At 71.6% G+C, this 17,582-nt stretch carries 17 protein-coding genes; 13 read left to right on the forward strand and 4 right to left on the reverse strand.

Annotated elements, in window-relative coordinates:
• Nucleotides 1–56: 56 nt before the first annotated feature.
• Nucleotides 57–647 (forward strand): Uma2 family endonuclease, encoded by a 591-nt coding sequence (locus tag MQP27_RS01235; protein WP_242759441.1) that lies wholly within the window; start codon nt 57–59, stop codon nt 645–647.
• Here MQP27_RS01235 and MQP27_RS01240 read toward each other — a convergent pair.
• Both MQP27_RS01240 and MQP27_RS01245 read right to left on the reverse strand, forming a co-directional pair.
• Nucleotides 625–1,440 carry a DUF3097 domain-containing protein gene (locus MQP27_RS01240; protein WP_242759443.1) on the reverse strand — a complete coding sequence of 272 codons (816 nt, stop codon included), beginning with the start codon at nt 1,438–1,440 and terminating at the stop codon, nt 625–627. The two genes, MQP27_RS01235 and MQP27_RS01240, sit on opposite strands and share 23 nt — an antisense overlap.
• A gap of 31 nt (nt 1,441–1,471) precedes the next feature.
• On the reverse strand, nt 1,472–2,203 hold the full coding sequence (locus MQP27_RS01245) for an MBL fold metallo-hydrolase (RefSeq protein WP_242759445.1): 732 nt from the start codon (nt 2,201–2,203) through the stop codon (nt 1,472–1,474).
• 149 nt (nt 2,204–2,352) lie between these two features.
• Between MQP27_RS01245 and hrcA the strand changes: the two genes are divergently transcribed.
• The 10 genes from hrcA (at nt 2,353) to MQP27_RS01295 (ending at nt 13,030) form a co-directional block, all read left to right on the forward strand.
• Complete coding sequence (hrcA, locus tag MQP27_RS01250) at nt 2,353–3,369, forward strand: heat-inducible transcriptional repressor HrcA (protein WP_242759447.1); 1,017 nt, start codon at nt 2,353–2,355, stop codon at nt 3,367–3,369.
• Nucleotides 3,370–4,506 (forward strand): molecular chaperone DnaJ, encoded by a 1,137-nt coding sequence (gene dnaJ / locus MQP27_RS01255; RefSeq protein WP_242759449.1) that lies wholly within the window; start codon nt 3,370–3,372, stop codon nt 4,504–4,506. It begins immediately after the preceding gene.
• A 78-nt stretch (nt 4,507–4,584) separates the two neighbouring features.
• Nucleotides 4,585–5,661 carry a nitronate monooxygenase gene (locus tag MQP27_RS01260; RefSeq protein ID WP_242759451.1) on the forward strand — a complete coding sequence of 359 codons (1,077 nt, stop codon included), beginning with the start codon at nt 4,585–4,587 and terminating at the stop codon, nt 5,659–5,661.
• Nucleotides 5,658–6,404: a 16S rRNA (uracil(1498)-N(3))-methyltransferase gene (locus MQP27_RS01265; protein WP_242759453.1), complete on the forward strand. Its 747-nt coding sequence runs from the start codon at nt 5,658–5,660 to the stop codon at nt 6,402–6,404. The genes MQP27_RS01260 and MQP27_RS01265 overlap by 4 nt, the downstream gene beginning before the upstream one ends.
• Nucleotides 6,405–6,421: 17 nt before the next feature.
• Nucleotides 6,422–6,814 (forward strand): VOC family protein, encoded by a 393-nt coding sequence (locus MQP27_RS01270; protein ID WP_242759455.1) that lies wholly within the window; start codon nt 6,422–6,424, stop codon nt 6,812–6,814.
• Nucleotides 6,815–6,889: 75 nt separating this feature from the next.
• Nucleotides 6,890–7,456, forward strand: coding sequence for a hypothetical protein (locus MQP27_RS01275; protein WP_242759458.1), 567 nt, complete (start codon nt 6,890–6,892; stop codon nt 7,454–7,456).
• A 45-nt stretch (nt 7,457–7,501) separates the two neighbouring features.
• Complete coding sequence (locus MQP27_RS01280) at nt 7,502–10,702, forward strand: S41 family peptidase (protein WP_242759461.1); 3,201 nt, start codon at nt 7,502–7,504, stop codon at nt 10,700–10,702.
• A 48-nt stretch (nt 10,703–10,750) separates the two neighbouring features.
• Nucleotides 10,751–11,104, forward strand: coding sequence for a histidine triad nucleotide-binding protein (locus tag MQP27_RS01285; RefSeq protein ID WP_242759463.1), 354 nt, complete (start codon nt 10,751–10,753; stop codon nt 11,102–11,104).
• Between the two features lie 10 nt (nt 11,105–11,114).
• The gene (locus MQP27_RS01290) at nt 11,115–12,020 is read left to right on the forward strand and encodes a ribonuclease Z (RefSeq protein WP_242759466.1); all 906 of its coding nucleotides are present in this window, start codon (nt 11,115–11,117) and stop codon (nt 12,018–12,020) included.
• A 20-nt stretch (nt 12,021–12,040) separates the two neighbouring features.
• Entirely contained in the window at nt 12,041–13,030 is a 990-nt protein-coding gene (locus MQP27_RS01295) for an adenosine deaminase (protein WP_242759470.1), read from the forward strand.
• Here MQP27_RS01295 and MQP27_RS01300 read toward each other — a convergent pair.
• Entirely contained in the window at nt 13,027–14,220 is a 1,194-nt protein-coding gene (locus MQP27_RS01300; protein WP_242759473.1) for an MFS transporter, read from the reverse strand. The genes MQP27_RS01295 and MQP27_RS01300 overlap by 4 nt on opposite strands.
• 198 nt (nt 14,221–14,418) lie before the next feature.
• Nucleotides 14,419–15,204 carry an IclR family transcriptional regulator gene (locus MQP27_RS01305; RefSeq protein WP_242759476.1) on the reverse strand — a complete coding sequence of 262 codons (786 nt, stop codon included), beginning with the start codon at nt 15,202–15,204 and terminating at the stop codon, nt 14,419–14,421.
• Between the two features lie 100 nt (nt 15,205–15,304).
• Here MQP27_RS01305 and MQP27_RS01310 point away from each other — a divergent pair, with 100 nt between their 5' ends.
• Nucleotides 15,305–16,246, forward strand: coding sequence for a 5-dehydro-4-deoxyglucarate dehydratase (locus tag MQP27_RS01310; RefSeq protein WP_242759479.1), 942 nt, complete (start codon nt 15,305–15,307; stop codon nt 16,244–16,246).
• Complete coding sequence (locus MQP27_RS01315) at nt 16,243–17,532, forward strand: glucarate dehydratase family protein (RefSeq protein ID WP_242759482.1); 1,290 nt, start codon at nt 16,243–16,245, stop codon at nt 17,530–17,532. Before MQP27_RS01310 ends, MQP27_RS01315 begins: the two co-directional genes overlap by 4 nt.
• The last annotated feature ends 50 nt before the right edge of the window (nt 17,533–17,582 follow it).

The following is a 17,582-nucleotide window of genomic DNA, read 5'->3' on the forward strand; positions in this document are numbered from 1 at the left end:
TGGTTCGTAGGCTGCCGCCGTACTGACACGGTGGCGGAAACCGGAGGGCCGCGGAGATGACCGCTGTGGACGACCGACCGACGACCACCAACATCGTGAAGATCTTCGAGAACCTTGAGGTTCCCGAGGGCTTCAAAGTCGAGCTCCTCCGGGGGGTAATCGTGATGATGGCGGGGCCCGACGTCGCCCACAACGACATCGTGGAGGCGATCCAGGACCAGATTCCCCGGCAGCGCTGGCGGCGGCTTCAGACTCAGGACATCGCCATGCTGGAAGAGACCAGCGAGCCGCAGCCGGACCTTGTGGTGGTGGAGCGAGGTGCCGGACCGGGGCACGGCAGGTTGATGCCGTCACAGGTCATCACCATGCTGGTAGAGGTGGTCTCCAAGACGAGCGTGGACCGCGACTACGTAGTCAAGCGCTCAATCTACGCGGCAGCCAAAGTGCCCGCCTACTTGATCATCGACCCTGTCATGGCCCAGTGCGTTCTGCTCACTGAGCCGACAGGCGAGGGAGAGGACGCGGACTATCGGTGCCAGCGGATCACCAAGTTCGGTGACATCACGCCGCTGGAACCCGTTGGCATCGAACTGGACACAAGTGAATTCGAGTCCTACGAGAAGGTCAGGCCCCACCGCTACCCGTGACGAAGTCGATCAGTTCCTCCACCCGCCCCAGCAGCTCCGGCTCAAGGTCCTTGTAAGACCCCACCCGTTTCAGGATCGCCTGCCACACCGCGCCCGTGTTGTCCGAGGGCCAGCCCAGCGCCTTGCACACGCCCGTCTTCCAGTCCTGCCCGTGCGGGACGCGCGGCCACGCCTCGATCCCGACGGACGACGGCTTCACCGCCTCCCAGATGTCGATGTACGGGTGGCCCACCACCAGCGCGTGCTCGCTCGTCACCGACTCCGCGATGCGCCACTCCTTCGTGCCGGGCACCAGGTGGTCCACCAGGACGCCCAGCCGCGCGTCCGGGCCCGGGGCGAAGTCGGCGACGATCGACGGGAGGTCGTCCACGCCCTCCAGGTACTCCACCACCACGCCCTCGATGCGCAGGTCGTCGCCCCAGACCTTCTCGACCAGCTCGGCGTCGTGGCGGCCCTCGACGTAGATGCGGCCGGCGCGGGCCACGCGCGCGCGTGCGCCGGGGACGGCCACCGAGCCGGACGCGGTACGGGATGGTCGTACAGGCGCCTGACCGGTGGGGCGTACGAGCGTCACCACCCGGCCCTCCAGGAGGAAGCCGCGGGGTTCCAGCGGGAACACGCGGTGCTTGCCGAAGCGGTCCTCCAGGGTCACCGTGCCCGCCTCGCAGCGGATCACCGCCCCGCAGAAACCGGTGCCGGGCTCCTCCACCACCAGACCGGGCTCCGCCGCGATCTCGGGGACGGGCTTCGGCTTCTTCCAGGGAGGGGTCAGGTCGGCGGAGTACTGGCGCATTCGGATGACGATAGGAGAAGCGGGCCCCCGCCTAGCGCGACACGCCGAAACGGGCCGCGAGGGTGTCGCGCTGGGCGCGTACGAACGCCGCGTCCACCACCGCTCCGTGACCGGGCACGTACAGCGCGTCCTCGCCGCCCAGGTCCAGCAGCCGGTCCAGGGCGGCCGGCCAGTGGGACGGCACGGCGTCCGGGCCCGCCTGCGGTTCGCCGGACTCCTCGACCAGGTCGCCGCAGAAGACCACCTCCGGGGAGCCGGGGACGAGGACGGCGAGGTCGTGGGCCGTGTGGCCCGGGCCGACGTTCGCCAGCAGCACCTGCCGGCCGCCGCCCAGGTCCAGGGTCCACTCGCCGGAGACGTGGTGCCGGGGCGGGACGAGGGCGGCCGTCGCCTCGTCCGCCGCCTGCGCGTCCAGGCCCTGGGAGACCGCGTCCGCCCGCAGCTCCTGGCGCGCGTGCCGGGTGCCCAGCACCGTCTCGATGCCCACCGCGCCGTACACCTCCGCGCCCTCGAACGCGGCCGTGCCGAGGACATGGTCGAAGTGGGGGTGGGTGAGCGCGAGATGGGTCACAGGGTGACCGGCGAGCGCCGCGGCCTGGGTGCGCAGCAGCGCGCCCTCCGCCAGGCTCGACCCCGAGTCGATCACCAGCGCCGTGCCGCCCCCGACGACCAGCCCCGTCGTACAGTCCCACCCCGGAAGCCGACACCGCCCGACCCCGCCCGCCACCCGCTCCCACCCGAACTCTTCCCAAGTCACCGTCATACGGCGACGCTAGCGGTACGACCCGTTCAACAGGGGTCGACCTTGCCCCGGGTGTACCCCACCGCCGTACACTGGCCGGTAACGGCTGGCACTCGGACGGACAGAGTGCCAGGCGGGAACACAGGGGACGACATCTGGAGGTGTGCGCGATGCTGAGTGAACGACGGCTCCAGGTGCTGCGCGCCATCGTCCAGGACTACGTGGGGACCGAGGAGCCCGTCGGCTCCAAGGCCCTGACCGAGCGGCACAACCTCGGGGTGTCCCCGGCGACGGTGCGCAACGACATGGCCGCCCTGGAGGACGAGGGGTTCATCGCCCAGCCGCACACCAGCGCCGGGCGCATCCCCACCGACAAGGGCTACCGGCTGTTCGTCGACAAGCTCGCCGGCGTCAAGCCGATGACCGCACCCGAGCGGCGCGCGATCCAGAACTTCCTCGAGGGCGCCGTCGACCTCGACGACGTGGTCGCGCGGACCGTACGGCTGCTCGCGCAGCTCACCCGCCAGGTCGCCGTCGTGCAGTACCCCTCGCTCACCCGCTCGACCGTGCGGCACGTGGAGCTGCTCTCGCTCGCCCCCGCGCGCGTGATGCTCGTGCTGATCACGGACACCGGGCGGGTCGAGCAGCGCATGGTCGACTGCCCGGCGCCCTTCGGCGAGACCTCGCTCGCCGATCTGCGGGCGCGGCTGAACAGCAGGGTCGCGGGACGCCGTTTCTCGGACGTGCCGCGGCTGGTGGAGGACCTCCCGGAGGGTTTCGACGTCGAGGACCGGGGCACGGTCCAGGCGGTGCTCTCCACTCTCCTGGAGACCCTCGTCGAGGAGAACGAGGAGCGGCTGATGATCGGCGGCACCGCCAATCTGACCCGCTTCCCGCATGACTTTCCCCTCACCATCCGACCGGTCCTCGAAGCGCTGGAGGAGCATGTGGTGCTCCTCAAACTCCTTGGCGAGGCCGGGGATTCGGGCATGACCGTACGTATTGGTCATGAGAACGCGTATGAGGGACTCAACTCCACTTCCGTGGTGTCGGTCGGCTACGGTTCGGGCGGCGAGGCAGTCGCCAAGCTAGGCGTGGTCGGACCGACCCGCATGGATTACCCGGGAACGATGGGAGCGGTACGCGCAGTGGCACGGTACGTCGGACAGATCCTGGCGGAGTCGTAAGTGGCCACGGACTATTACGCCGTTCTCGGCGTGCGCCGCGACGCGTCGCAGGATGAGATCAAGAAGGCGTTCCGTCGGCTCGCCCGCGAGCTGCACCCGGACGTCAACCCGGATCCGAAGACCCAGGAGCGGTTCAAGGAGATCAACGCCGCTTACGAGGTGCTCTCGGACCCGCAGAAGAAGCAGGTCTACGACCTCGGCGGCGACCCCCTCTCGCAGGCGGGCGGCGCAGGCGCGGGCGGCTTCGGCGCCGGTGGCTTCGGGAACTTCTCGGACATCATGGACGCCTTCTTCGGTACGGCGTCGCAGCGTGGCCCGCGTTCGCGCACGCGCCGGGGCCAGGACGCGATGATCCGGCTGGAGGTCGAGCTCGACGAGGCGGCCTTCGGCACGACCAAGGACATCCAGGTCGACACGGCGATCGTCTGCAACACCTGCAACGGCGAGGGGGCGGCGCCGGGGACCTCCGCGCAGACCTGTGACATGTGCCGCGGCCGCGGTGAGGTGTCGCAGGTGACGCGGTCCTTCCTGGGCCAGGTCATGACCTCGCGGCCGTGCCCGCAGTGCCAGGGCTTCGGCACGGTCGTCCCGACGCCGTGTCCCGAGTGCGCCGGCGACGGCCGTATCCGCTCGCGCCGCACGCTCACGGTGAAGATCCCGGCCGGTGTGGACAACGGCACGCGGATCCAGCTCGCCGGTGAGGGCGAGGTCGGGCCGGGCGGCGGTCCCGCCGGTGACCTGTACGTCGAGATCCACGAGCTGCCGCACTCCACGTTCCAGCGGCGCGGCGACGACCTGCACTGCACGGTGACGATCCCGATGACGGCGGCGGCCCTCGGCACGAAGGTCCCGCTGGAGACCCTGGACGGCCTGGAGGAGGTCGACATCCGGCCCGGCACCCAGTCCGGCCAGTCGATCCCGCTGCACGGCAGGGGCGTCACGCATCTGCGCGGCGGCGGCCGGGGCGACCTGGTGGTCCACGTCGAGGTCCAGACCCCGAACAAGCTGGACCCGGACCAGGAGAGGCTCCTGCGCGAACTGGCCAAGCTGCGCGGCGAGGAGCGCCCGCAGGGGCAGTTCCAGCCGGGGCAGCAGGGGTTGTTCTCGCGGCTGAAGGACGCGTTCAACGGTCGCTGATTCGCACCCGTCCCTGTGGTCCAGGCCATGGGGGCGGCCCGATTCGGACTTGTTCGGAGGACGTGACAACATGCGGTCATGTCCTCCGCTCTGACCGATCTCTTTCCGCATCCGATCGTGCAGGCCCCCATGGCGGGCGGCGTCTCCGTGCCGCATCTGGCCCAGGCCGTGTCCGAGGCCGGCGGGCTGGGGTTCCTGGCGGCCGGGTACAAGACGGCCGACGGTATGTACCAGGAGATCAAGCAGCTCCGCGGGCTCATGACCCGCCCCTTCGGCGTGAACCTCTTCATGCCGCAGCCCGAGTACGCGGACCGGGGCGCGGTGGAGATCTACACGCACCAGCTGGCCGGCGAGGCCGCCTGGTACGAGACCGAGCTCGGCGACCCGGACAGCGGCCGCGACGACGGCTACGACGCCAAGCTCGCCGTACTCCTCGACAACCCGGTGCCGATCGTCTCCTTCCACTTCGGCGTCCCGAGCAGCGAGGTCCTGGAGTCCCTGCGCCGCGTCGGGACGTTCACCCTGGTCACCGCGACCACCCCCGAGGAGGCCCTCGCCGTGGAGCGGGCCGGCGCCGACGCGGTGATCGCGCAGGGCGTGGAGGCCGGCGGCCACCAGGGCACCCACCGGGACGTACCCGAGAACGACGGCTCCGGCATCGGCCTGCTGTCCCTCATCGCACAGGTCCGCGAGACCGTGAACCTGCCGATCGTCGCCGCCGGCGGCATCATGCGCGGCTCGCAGATAGCCGCCGCCCTCGCCGCCGGCGCGACCGCGGCCCAGCTCGGCACCGCGTTCCTCGCCACCCCCGAGTCCGGCGCCGACGCGGTCCACAAGCAGGCGCTGACCAACCCCCTGTTCACACGTACGGAGTTGACCCGCGCCTTCTCCGGCCGCCCGGCCCGCGGCCTGGTCAACCGCTTCATGCGCGAGCACGGTCCGTACGCGCCCGCCGCCTATCCCGAGGTCCACCACATCACCTCGCCGCTGCGCAAGAAGGCCGCCACGGCGGGCGACGCGCAGGGCATGGCGCTGTGGGCCGGGCAGGGCCACCGCATGGCCCGTGAGCTGCCCGCCGGTCAGCTCGTCGAGGTACTGGCCGCCGAACTCGACGCGGCCAGGACAGCGTTGTCGGGCAAGGGGGACCTGCGATGACCGCGCCGGTGTTCGTCGTCGACCAACTCGCGGACACGGGCGGCGAGTTCGTGCTCGACGGGCCCGAGGGGCGGCACGCCGTCTCCGTGAAGCGGCTCCAGCCCGGCGAGACGGTCGTGCTCACCGACGGCGCCGGGCGCTGGGCGGAGTGCGAGGTGCTCGCGGCCGAGGGCAAGGACCGGCTGACCGTCCGTCCGGGGCCGGTGACCGAGGAACCGGAACCCGCGCCCCGGATCACCGTCGTGCAGGCGCTGCCCAAGGGTGACCGGGGCGAACTCGCCGTGGAGACCATGACCGAGGTCGGCGTCGACGGCATCGTGCCCTGGCAGGCGGCCCGTTGCATCACCCAGTGGAAGGGCGAGCGGGGACTGAAGGCGCTCGGCAAGTGGCGGGCGACGGCCCGGGAGGCCGGCAAGCAGTCCCGCCGGGTGCGCTTCCCGGAGGTCGCGGACGCGGCAACGACCAAGCAGGTTGCCGCACTTCTCGCCAAAGCCGACTTCGCCGCCGTACTCCACTCGGACTTCGAGCACGCGAGTACCTCCCTGGCCACCGCCGAACTCCCCGCCCAGGGCGAGATCGTGCTGGTCGTGGGGCCCGAAGGGGGCGTCGCGAAGGACGAGTTGGCGCTCTTCGAGGAGGCGGGCGCGAAGGCCTATGTGATGGGGCCTACCGTGATGCGTACATCGACCGCCGGGACCGCCGCCGCGGCCCTGCTCCTGGGCCGTACCGGCCGCTGGTCCTGACGACAGGGGAAACAACCGTGGAACTCGCCCAGGTCCGGCTCCTCGTGAGCGACTTCGCCGCCTGCTACCGCTTCTACGCCGAGACGCTGGGCCTCAAGCCGCAGTCGGGCGCGACCGAGGGGCCGTACGAGAAGTTCAGCCCGGCCACCGGCTCGGCGGGCATCGCCCTGCAGGACCGCGCGATGATGGCCGAGGTGCTGGGCGAGTTGGGCGACACGGCCACCGGACACCGGTCGCTGGTGGTGCTGCGGGTCGACGACCTGGACACCTACTGCGAGCAGATCACCGGACGCGGGGCGATCCTGCTGCAGGGCCCCGCGCCCATGACGGACCGGATGCGGGTGGCCCATCTCAAGGATCCCGAGGGCAACTTGGTGGAGTTGCAGGAGTGGTTGCTGCTGCGGGGGTGAGGGGGCCTTTCCGGGGCGCTTTCGTGACCGTATGCGCTCTACCGCCGGCGCGGACTCGGTGGCAGGCTGCCCTTCATGGGGGCGTTGAGGCAGCTTTGGCGTCGGCCGCGGGCAGCGAGGGTCGCGGCGGTGGCGGGGCTTGCGGTGATCGCCGTAGGTGGGGTCGTCGCGTGTGATCCGGCCGGGATGAGTTCCGCGGCCGTGGCGTACACGACCGACCAGACCGCGACCAAGGAGCTGGAGAACCAGCACGTCGACGTGCAGTGGCTCAGCTGTACCGCCAACTACGGGAACAACAACAAGGCCTATACGCCGGGGAAGTCGACGCCCTCGGCGAGTGAGACCACCGTCGCCGATGTGGACTGCCAGGGGCAGACCAAGGACGGCAAGGAGATCACCGTCACCGGGAAGGTCACGCGGGCTGTCGACGGTGCGTGTGTGCGGGGGGATCTCACCGCCAAGGTCGGCGGGAAGACCTGGTTCCATGTCAGTGGGCTGGGCAACTGCAACGCGACCCCCTCGCCGATCTCCAACCCGAGCAATGGCAACGGACAGCAGCCCGGGCCCACCGTCACGGTGACCGTCACCAGGACCATCTGGTGCAAGGGCGACCCGAAGTGCTGGCCCGTCGAGGGCAAGTGATCAGAACCGCCGACCCGCGACGCCACCGCTGCATAGGGTGATCGCGTGACGCAGCCCACAGCTTCGGCGTATCTCCGCTTCCCGCATGTGCACGGCGAGTTGGTGGCCTTCACCGCCGAGGACGACGTGTGGCTCGCCCCGCTCGACGGCGGCTGGGCCCGGCGGGTCAGCGCGGACCACGTACCGGTCAACCAGCCCCGCATCTCGCCCGACGGCACCACCGTCGCCTGGAGCTCCACCCGCGATGGCGCCGCCGAGGTGCACGTGGCGCCCGTGGACGGCGGACCCAGCAGACGTCTGACGTACTGGGGCGGCTGGGGCGCCCGGGTGCGCGGCTGGACCCCGGACGGACAGGTCCTGGTCACCAGCGCCCACGGCAGAGCCGGCTCGCGCCGCACCTGGGCCTACGCCGTCCCCCTCGACGGCGGCCCCGCCACCACCCTCCCGTACGGCCCGGTCGGCGGTGTCGCCCACGGCCCGCACACGGTCCTCGTCACCGTGCCGATGCAGTCCGAGGCCGCCTGGTGGAAGCGGTACAAGGGCGGTACGGCGGGCAAGCTGTGGATCGACCGGGAGGGGGACGGGGAGTTCGTACGCCTGCATGAGGGGCTCGACGGGAACATCGAGCACCCGGTGTGGGCGGGGGAGCGGATCGCCTTTCTCTCCGACCACGAGGGCACCGGCGCGCTGTACTCCTCCCTCGCCGACGGTTCGGATCTACGGCGGCACACCCCCCTCGACGGCTTCTACGCCCGCCAGGCCGCCGGTGACGGCACCCGTGTCGTGTACTCGGCCGCCGGTGAGCTGTGGCTGCTTGACGACCTCGACGGGGCCGAGCCGCGCCGCCTGGACGTCCGGCTCGGCGGGCCGCGCCCGGGACTTCAGCCGTTCCCGGTGAACGCCGCCCGGCGCCTGGAGTCGGCCGCGCCCGACCGCACCGCGCGCGGCAGCGCCATCGAGGTGCGCGGCGCCGTCCACTGGATCACCCACCGCTCCGGCCCCGCCCGCGCCCTCGCCGCCGAACCCGGGGTACGGGCCCGGCTGCCGCGCACCTTCCGGGTCGAGGGCGAGGAGTGGGTGGTGTGGGTGACGGACGCCGAGGGCGACGACGCCCTGGAGTTCGCCCCGGCCACCGGGCTCGCGCCGGGATCCCGGCCGCGCCGGATCGCCGCCGGGCAGCTCGGCCGGGTGCTGGAGCTCCAGGTCGCCCCGGACGGCAGCCGTACCGCCGTCGCCTCGCACGACGGACGGCTGCTGCTCGTCGAGCGCGAGTCCGGCGAGGTCCGCGAGGTCGACCGCAGCGCCGACGGCGAGGTCTCCGGCCTCGCCTTCTCACCCGACTCGGCGTGGCTCGCCTGGTCCCACCCCGGCCCGCGCCCCCTGTGCCAGCTCCGCCTCGCCAACACCACCGACCTCTCCGTCACCGAGGCCACCCCGCTGCGCTTCCAGGACTACGACCCCGCCTTCACCCTCGACGGAAAGCACCTCGCCTTCCTCTCCAGCCGCTCCTTCGACCCGGTCTACGACGAGCACGTCTTCGACCTGGCCTTCGTGACCGGCGACCGCCCGCACCTGATCACGCTGGCCGCGACGACCCCCTCGCCCTTCGGCCCGCAGCGGCACGGACGCCCCTTCGACGCCCCCGACAAGGACGAGACCCCCGACAGCGAGGGCACCCCCGCCACCCGTATCGACCTCGAAGGCCTCGCCGACCGGATCGTGCCCTTCCCGGTCGAGGCCGCCCGCTACACCGGCCTGCGCGCCGCCAAGGACGGCGTGCTGTGGCTGCGCCACCCGGTGCGCGGCGTCCTCGGTTCCTCCCGGGCCACCCCGGACGCCCCCGAGCCCAAGACCGAGCTGGAGCGCTACGACCTCGTCCAGCAGCGCGTCGAGTACCTCGCCTCGGACGCCGACCACTTCGAGGTCAGCGGCGACGGCAAGCGGGTGCTGCTGATGACCGACGGCCGGCTCAAGGTCGTGCCCAGCGACCGGCGCGCCTCGGGCGACGACGACAGCGACACCAACGTCACCGTCGACCTCACCCGGGTCCGCCAGACCGTCGAACCGGCCGCCGAGTGGCGGCAGATGTACGAGGAGACGGGCCGCATCATGCGGGACCACTTCTGGCGCCCCGACATGGGCGGCGTCGACTGGGACGGCGTCCTGGAGCGCTACCGGCCCGTCCTCGACCGCATCGCCACCCACGGCGACCTCGTCGACCTGCTCTGGGAGGTCCAGGGCGAGCTGGGCACCTCGCACGCGTACGTCGTCGCGCACGGCGGCCACGGCAACGGTGCCCGGCAGGGCCTGCTCGGCGCGGACATCTCCCGCCACGAGGACGGCAGTTGGCGGGTCGACCGCATCCTGCCCGCGGAGACCTCCGACCCCGACGCCCGCTCCCCGCTCGCCGCGCCGGGCGTCGCGGTCCGCCCCGGTGACGCGATCGTCGCGGTGGCCGGCCACCCCGTCGACCCGGTCACCGGCCCCGGCCCGCTCCTCGTCGGCACGGCGGGCAAGCCGGTCGAGCTGACCATCTCGCCCTCCGGCGGCGGCGACGTCCGCCACGCCGTGGTCGTGCCGGTCGCCGACGAGACGCCGCTGCGCTACCACGCCTGGGTCGCCGACCGCCGCGCCCACGTCCACGAACGCTCCGGCGGCCGCCTCGGCTACCTCCACGTCCCCGACATGCAGGCCCCCGGCTGGGCCCAGATCCACCGCGACCTGCGCGTCGAGGTGAACCGCGAGGGCCTGGTCGTGGACGTCCGGGAGAACGCGGGCGGCCACACCTCCCAGCTCGTCGTGGAGAAGCTCGCGCGCAGGATCGTCGGCTGGGGAGTGCCGCGCGGCATGCGCCCGTACAGCTATCCCGAGGACGCCCCGCGCGGCCCGGTGGTCGCCGTCGCCAACGAGTGGTCCGGCTCCGACGGCGACATCGTCAACGCGGCGATCAAGGCCCTGGGCATCGGCCCGGTGGTCGGCACACGCACCTGGGGCGGGGTGATCGGCATCGACAGCCGCTACCACCTGGTCGACGGCACGCTCATCACCCAGCCCAAGTACGCGATCTGGCTGGAGGGTTACGGGTGGGGGGTGGAGAACCGGGGGGTGGAGCCGGACGTGGAGGTGGTCCAGACGCCGCAGGACCACGCGGCGGGCCGGGACACCCAGCTGGACGAGGCGGTGCGGCTGGCGCTGGAGGCACTGGAGAACAACCCCGCGAAAACCCCGCCCGGCGTGCCGACCTGACGACGATACGATGCCCCCACAGACGATCAACCACCTGGAGGAATCCACATGGCCGGGGAACCGCAGGACGACTGCCTGTTCTGCAAGATCGTCGAGGGGCACATCCCCGCGACCATCGTCCGTGAGACCGAGACCACCGTCGCCTTCCGGGACATCAACCCCCAGGCCCCCACGCACGTCCTGGTGATCCCCAAGGTCCACTACCCCAACGCCGTGACCCTCGCCGCCGCCGAGCCGGCGATCGCCGCGGACGTCCTGCGCGAGGCCCAGTCCGTCGCCGACGAGGACAAGCTCGACAGCTACCGCATCGTCTTCAACACCGGCGCCGGCGCGGGCCAGACCGTCTTCCACGCGCACGCCCACGTCCTCGGCGGCCGCGGCCTCCAGTGGCCTCCCGGATAGGCAACCCGCCGTGTCCGTACGCGAGTTGGTGGTCCTCGGCACAGCCAGCCAGGTTCCCACCCGGCACCGCAACCACAACGGCTACCTCCTGCGCTGGGACGGCGAGGGCATCCTCTTCGACCCCGGCGAGGGCACCCAGCGCCAGATGCTCCGCGCCGGTGTCGCCGCGCACGACCTGAACCGGATCTGCGTCACCCACTTCCACGGCGACCACTCCCTCGGCCTCGCGGGCGTCATCCAGCGCATCAACCTCGACCGGGTCCCGCACGAGGTCACCGCCCACTACCCGAAGTCCGGCCAGCGCTTCTTCGACCGCCTCCGCCACGCCACGGCGTACCGCGAGACGGTCGACCTCACGGAGGCCCCCGTCGACAAGGACGGCGACCTCGCGGTGACCCCCTCCTACACCCTCCAGGCCCACCGCCTCTCGCACCCCGTCGAGTCCTACGGCTACGGCCTCACCGAACCCGACGGCCGCCGCATGCTCCCCGACCGCCTCGCCGCGCACGGCATCAAGGGCCCGGACGTGGGCCGCATCCAGCGCGAGGGCGTGCTGAACGGCGTCCGCCTCGACGAGGTCAGCGAGATCCGCCGCGGCCAGCGCTTCGCCTTCGTCATGGACACCCGGCTGTGCGACGGCGTGTACGCCCTCGCGGACGGCTGCGACATGCTCGTCATCGAGTCGACCTTCCTCGACGAGGACACCGACCTCGCGGTGGAACACGGCCACCTCACCGCCGGCCAGGCGGCGACGGTCGCGCGCGAGGCGGGCGTACGGCATCTCGTGCTCACGCACTTCAGCCAGCGCTACACGGACCCCGACGACTTCGAGCGCCAGGCGAGAGCGGCCGGCTTCGAGGGCGAGCTGACGGTCGCGCACGACCTGCTCCGCATCCCGGTTCCGAAACGGCTGTAAAACACCCGTACGATACTGCGATGCCCCTCCCCAAAGCAGAACTGCACCTCCACATCGAAGGCACCCTGGAGCCCGAGCTCGCCTTCGAGCTCGCCGCCCGCAACGACGTGGAGCTGCCGTACGCCGACACGGACGCGCTCCGCAAGGCGTACGACTTCGACGGCCTCCAGTCCTTCCTGAACCTGTACTACGAGCTCATGGCCGTCCTGCGCACCGAGCGGGACTTCGAGGACCTGGCGAACGCCTACCTCGCCCGCGCCGCCGCGCAGGGCGTCCGGCACGCGGAGATCTTCTTCGACCCGCAGGCGCACATCGCACGGGGCGTCGCGATGGCCACGGTGGTGGAGGGTCTGTGGCGCGCGCTGGGGAGCAGCGAGGCGAACCACGGCGTGTCGACCCGGCTGATCATGTGCTTCCTGCGCGACGAGTCCGCCGAGTCGGCCCTGGAGACCCTGGAGGCCGCGAAGCCCCACCTCGACCGCATCACCGGCATCGGCCTCGACTCCGCCGAGGTCGGCCACCCGCCGGCGAAGTTCCGCGAGGTGTACGAGGCCGCGGCGGCGCTGGGCCTACGCCGGGTCGCGCACGCCGGAGAGGAGGGCCCGCCGGAGTACATCACGGAGGCCCTGGACGTCCTCGGCGTCGAACGGATCGACCACGGGCTCAGGTGCATGGAGTCCCCCGAACTGGTCGAGCGCCTGGCCCGCGACCGCATCCCGCTGACCCTGTGCCCCCTCTCCAACGTCCGCCTGCGGACTGTCGACACCCTCGCCGACCACCCCTTGCCGGCAATGCTGGACGCGGGCTTGATGTGCACGGTCAACTCCGACGACCCGGCGTACTTCGGGGGTTACGCGGGAGACAACTTCGAGGCCGTTCAGAAGAGCTTGGGTTTGTCGGAGGACCGCCTCCGGGAACTGGCCCGCAACTCCTTCCTCGCATCCTTCCTGGAGGACGACGAGGAACGGCGCTCCCGCTACTTGGCCGAGGTAGAGGCGTACGAGTTCTAGGCCGCCTTGGCAACGTCCGGCGCCGTCTCGCGCCCCGATAGGGGCGCGGGGAACTGCGCGACAAGCCCCCACCGACCGGCACGCAAGGCAACAACCGTCATAGGTACGGCGATCACCACCAACCCCACCGCCAACACAACACCCATCACGGCAAACCCAGCCCGAGCCGCCAGCAAACTCCCGGTCAGCGGCCCCGCAGCCGTCCCCAGCGACGAAGCCGACCCCACCAGCACAGCCCAACGCCCGCGCGGATCCAAACAAGCGGCCAGCCCGATGACGTACGAAAGCACCACCGGATAGATCAGGTTCCACGCGATCTCCCCGACCGCGAAGGACTTAAGCCCGGTCGCCGACGCGCTCAGCACAATGCAGCCAGCGATGACCACCGTCCCCGCCCCCACCGGCACCGCCCGCCCGAACCTCGGTCCCACCGCTCCCGCGACCGTCACGCCGAACAACCCCGCCCCGAGCGCCACCGCGAAGACCACACCAACGGTCGCCTCCGCCAGATGCGCCTGCTCCAGCCCGATACGCCCGCTGACACCCCACAGCGAGTTCTGCACGAGGGACCAGCAGAGCATCGCCGCGGCGAGGACGAGACCGGAGCGGCGATGGGGGAGCCGGCTGCCGTCGAGCGGCATGTGCGCAACCGCCGTACGGAGCGGGAGCCGACCGGTGAGCGGCCAGACCGCGAGCGCCGTCAGGGCGATCGCGGCGACTGGCTGCCCGTGCCCGGCCCCGAGGTGGGGGACGGTCAGATAGACCGCGCCGGCCAGAGCGGACACCCCCAGCAGCCCGAGCGTGGTCGTCCGGTGCGGATCCGGCTGCGCGGCGATTCCCGTCGCGGCCACCGTCGTCGCCGTACCGGATCCGAACCCGCCGACGAGGGCCCCCGCGACGACGATCCAGACACTGCCGGTCAGCGCGGCGGTGCCGTAGCCGAGGACGGCGAGGGCGAGGCCGATGCGGGCGAGGGCGCGGGGGCCGATCGGGTCGACCCGGGAGGCCAGCGCGAACCCGGCGGCCGCCGAACTCAGCAGCAGCGCGCTGCCGATGGCACCCGCCTGGGTGGCGGTCAGCGGAAGCCCCGAGTCCAGGCGGCCGACGGTGGTCGGGAGGAGGTACGGGGCGAGGTACCCGGCCGTGAAAAGGGCGACGAGGGGCCAGGCGATGGTGCGGGGGGCGAACACGGGCGTTCCCAGGGCATGCGAAAGAGACGGCTCGGAAAAGGGGGTTGGGCGACGACCGTCGACGGACAGGAACGCGCGAGGAATTTGTATCAAGCACCCGGTTGTGGAAGAAGGGCCGGGGGTGTGATGTGGCACACGTTGCGTTTGGGGTGAGAGGGGCCGGGTAGAAGCGCGCGTCAACAGCCGTGGGACCGTGGGCTAACGCCAGTGGGCCGAGCCGCCCGCTCCCGGGGCCGTCGCCTCGATCTTCGCCCTGATCTCCCGCATGACCGCCACGATCCGCTCCTCGTGCTCCGGGGTCAGCCGGGCCACGGGCACCGAGCAGCTGATCGCGTCCTGCGCCGGAGTCTCGTAACGCAGCGCGAAGCCGAAGCCGACGATGCCGAGGACGCCCTCCTCGCGGTCGACCGAGTAGCCGCGCGTGCGCACCGACGCGAGGTCGGCGGCGAGGGACTCACGGGTCGTACGGGTGTTGGGGGTGAGGGACTCGTACGGGCCCTCGGGCAGCTCCGTGTCGGGGCGCTCGGCCAGCAGCGCCTTGCCCAGCGCGCCCACGTGGGCCGGGAGGCGGCGGCCGACGCGGCTGATCGTGCGCAGGTACTCGTGCGACTCGCGGGTCGCCAGGTACGCCACGTCCCGGCCGTCCAGGCGGCCCATGTGGATCGTCTCGCCGAGCGCCTCCGACGCCTCGTCGAGGTAGGGGCGTACGGCCCGTACCCGCGGGTCGGAGTCCAGATAGCTGGTGCCGGTCAGCAGGGCGTGGATGCCGATGCCGTAGAGGGAGCCGGTGATGTCCGTGCGCACCCAGCCCCGGCCGATCAGGGTCTGCAGCAGCGCGTACATCGAGCTGCGGGGCACGCCCAGCGCGTCCGCCAGTTCCTGCAGCCGGGCGGGCCGGTCGCCGCGCGCGGCCAGCAGTTCCAGCAGTTCCACCGTCCGCGCGGCCGACTTCACCTCACGGACGCCGCCACCTGTCTCCGACATGGGGCGATGGTAGTCGGCCGGTGCGCGCCCGTTGACTGTCGTGGTTCGCATATCTAGGCTCTGTCTTCATACGTAGATGACATCTATATGGGGAGACCTCATGGCCGGTGCGGCGGAGACGACCGCGGGCAGGCTGCGGGACGGGATGGCGAACGGCGTGCTCTCCTTCCCGCTGACCTCCTTCCACGACGACGGCTCCCTCGACCCCGAGGGCTTCCGCGCCCATGCCGCCGCGCAGCTCGCCACCGGGCCCGGCGCGGTCTTCCCGGCCTGCGGCACCGGTGAGTTCTTCTCGCTGGACGAGGACGAGTACCGGCAGGTGGTGACCATCGCCGTCGAGGAGGCGGGCGGGCGGGTGCCCGTCGTCGCGGGGGTCGGGTACGGCTGGGCGCAGGCCGCCCGTTTCGCGCGCATCGCCGAGGAGGCCGGCGCCGACGCCCTGCTGGTGCTGCCGCACTATCTGGTCGCCGCCCCGCAGGAGGGCCTGGTCGCCCAACTGGAGCAGCTCGCCGCCCGCACCCGGCTCCCGCTCATCGCCTACCAGCGCGGCCAAGTCGCCTATACGGCAGCCTCGTTGAGGCGCATCGCCGCACTCCCGAACGTCATCGGCCTCAAGGACGGCCACAGCGACCTCGACCGGCTCCAGCGCCTCACCCTGGCCGCCCCCGAGGGCTTCCTCTTCTTCAACGGCGCCGCCACCGCCGAGATCCAGGCCCGCGCCTACGCCACCGTCGGCGTCCCCGCCTACTCCTCCGCCGTGCACGCCTTCGCACCCGAGATCGCCAACACCTTCTTCGCCGCACTGAGGGCCGGCGACGACAAGACCCTGGACCGGCTCCTGCGCGACTTCTACGTCCCGCTGGTCGAACTCCGCGACCGGGTACCGGGATACGCGGTCTCCCTGGTCAAGGCGGCGGCCCGGCTCCGTGGCCGACCCGTCGGCCCGGTCCGCGCACCGCTCACCGACCCGTCCCCCGCCGACCTGGCCGAACTGGAGTCCCTGCTCGCCACCGGCCTCGACCTCGTAGGAGCCCGACCGTGAACCTCACGATCACCGACGTACGGCTGACCCCGATCCTGGTCGCCGACCCGCCGCTGCTCAACACGCAGGGCGTGCACCAGCCGTACACGCCCCGGCTGATCGTCGAGGTCGAGACGGCCGACGGGGTCACGGGCGTCGGGGAGACGTACGGGGACACCAAGTACCTGGAACTCGCCCGGCCGTTCGCCGAGAAGCTGAAAGGTCGTCAAGTCAGTGATCTGAATGGGCTGTTCACGGTCGCCGACGAGGTCGCCGTCGACGACGCCCGGGTCTCCGGACAGGTCGACGTCGGCGGGCTGCGCGGTGTCCAGACCGCCGACAAGCTCCGCCTGTCCGTCGTCTCCGGCTTCGAGGTCGCCTGCCTCGACGCCCTCGGCAAGGCACTCGGGCTGCCCGTGCACGCGCTGCTCGGCGGCAAGGTCCGGGACGCGGTCGAGTACAGCGCGTACCTGTTCTACAAGTGGGCCGACCACCCCGAGGGCGTGGCGAGCGAGAAGGACGACTGGGGGGCCGCGGTCGATCCGGCGGGGGTGGTGGCGCAGGCGCGGCTGTTCAAGGAGCGGTACGGGTTCACCTCGTTCAAGCTCAAGGGCGGAGTCTTCCCGCCGGACGAGGAGATCGCCGCGGTGCGGGCGCTTGCGGAGGCCTTTCCCGGGCATCCGCTCCGGCTCGACCCCAACGGCGCCTGGTCCGTGGAGACTTCGCTGAAGGTGGCCAAGGAACTCGGGGACGTCCTGGAGTACCTGGAGGACCCGGCGCTCGGCACCCCCGCCATGGCCGAGGTCTCCGCCGCCACCGGCGTGCCGCTCGCGACCAACATGTGCGTGACGACCTTCGCCGAGATCAAGGAGGCGTTCGTCAAGGACGCCGTGCAGGTCGTGCTCTCCGACCACCACTACTGGGGCGGCCTGCGCAACACCCAGCAACTCGCCGCGATCTGCCGGACGTTCGGGGTCGGCGTGTCCATGCACTCCAACACCCACCTGGGGATCAGCCTGGCCGCGATGACTCACGTCGCGTCCACCGTCCCCGACCTCCACCACGCCTGCGACTCGCACTATCCCTGGCAGTCGGAGGACGTGCTGACGTCCCGGCTCACCTTCGAGGACGGCAGGGTGACTGTCTTGGACGCGCCGGGTCTCGGCGTCGAACTCGACCGCGAGAAGCTGCGGGTCCTGCACCAGCGGTGGCTCGACGACGACGGGTCGCTGCGCGAACGCGACGACGCGGCGGCGATGCGGGTGGCCGATCCGCAGTGGGTGACGCCGACGGTGCCCCGCTGGTGAACGCCGTCCGCCGCGGCGTGCGTGACGGCCGGTTGTCAGTGGGGTGGTGC

The organism is Streptomyces cylindrosporus (assembly GCF_022698165.1).
Taxonomy (GTDB): Bacteria; Actinomycetota; Actinomycetes; order Streptomycetales; family Streptomycetaceae; genus Streptomyces; species Streptomyces cylindrosporus.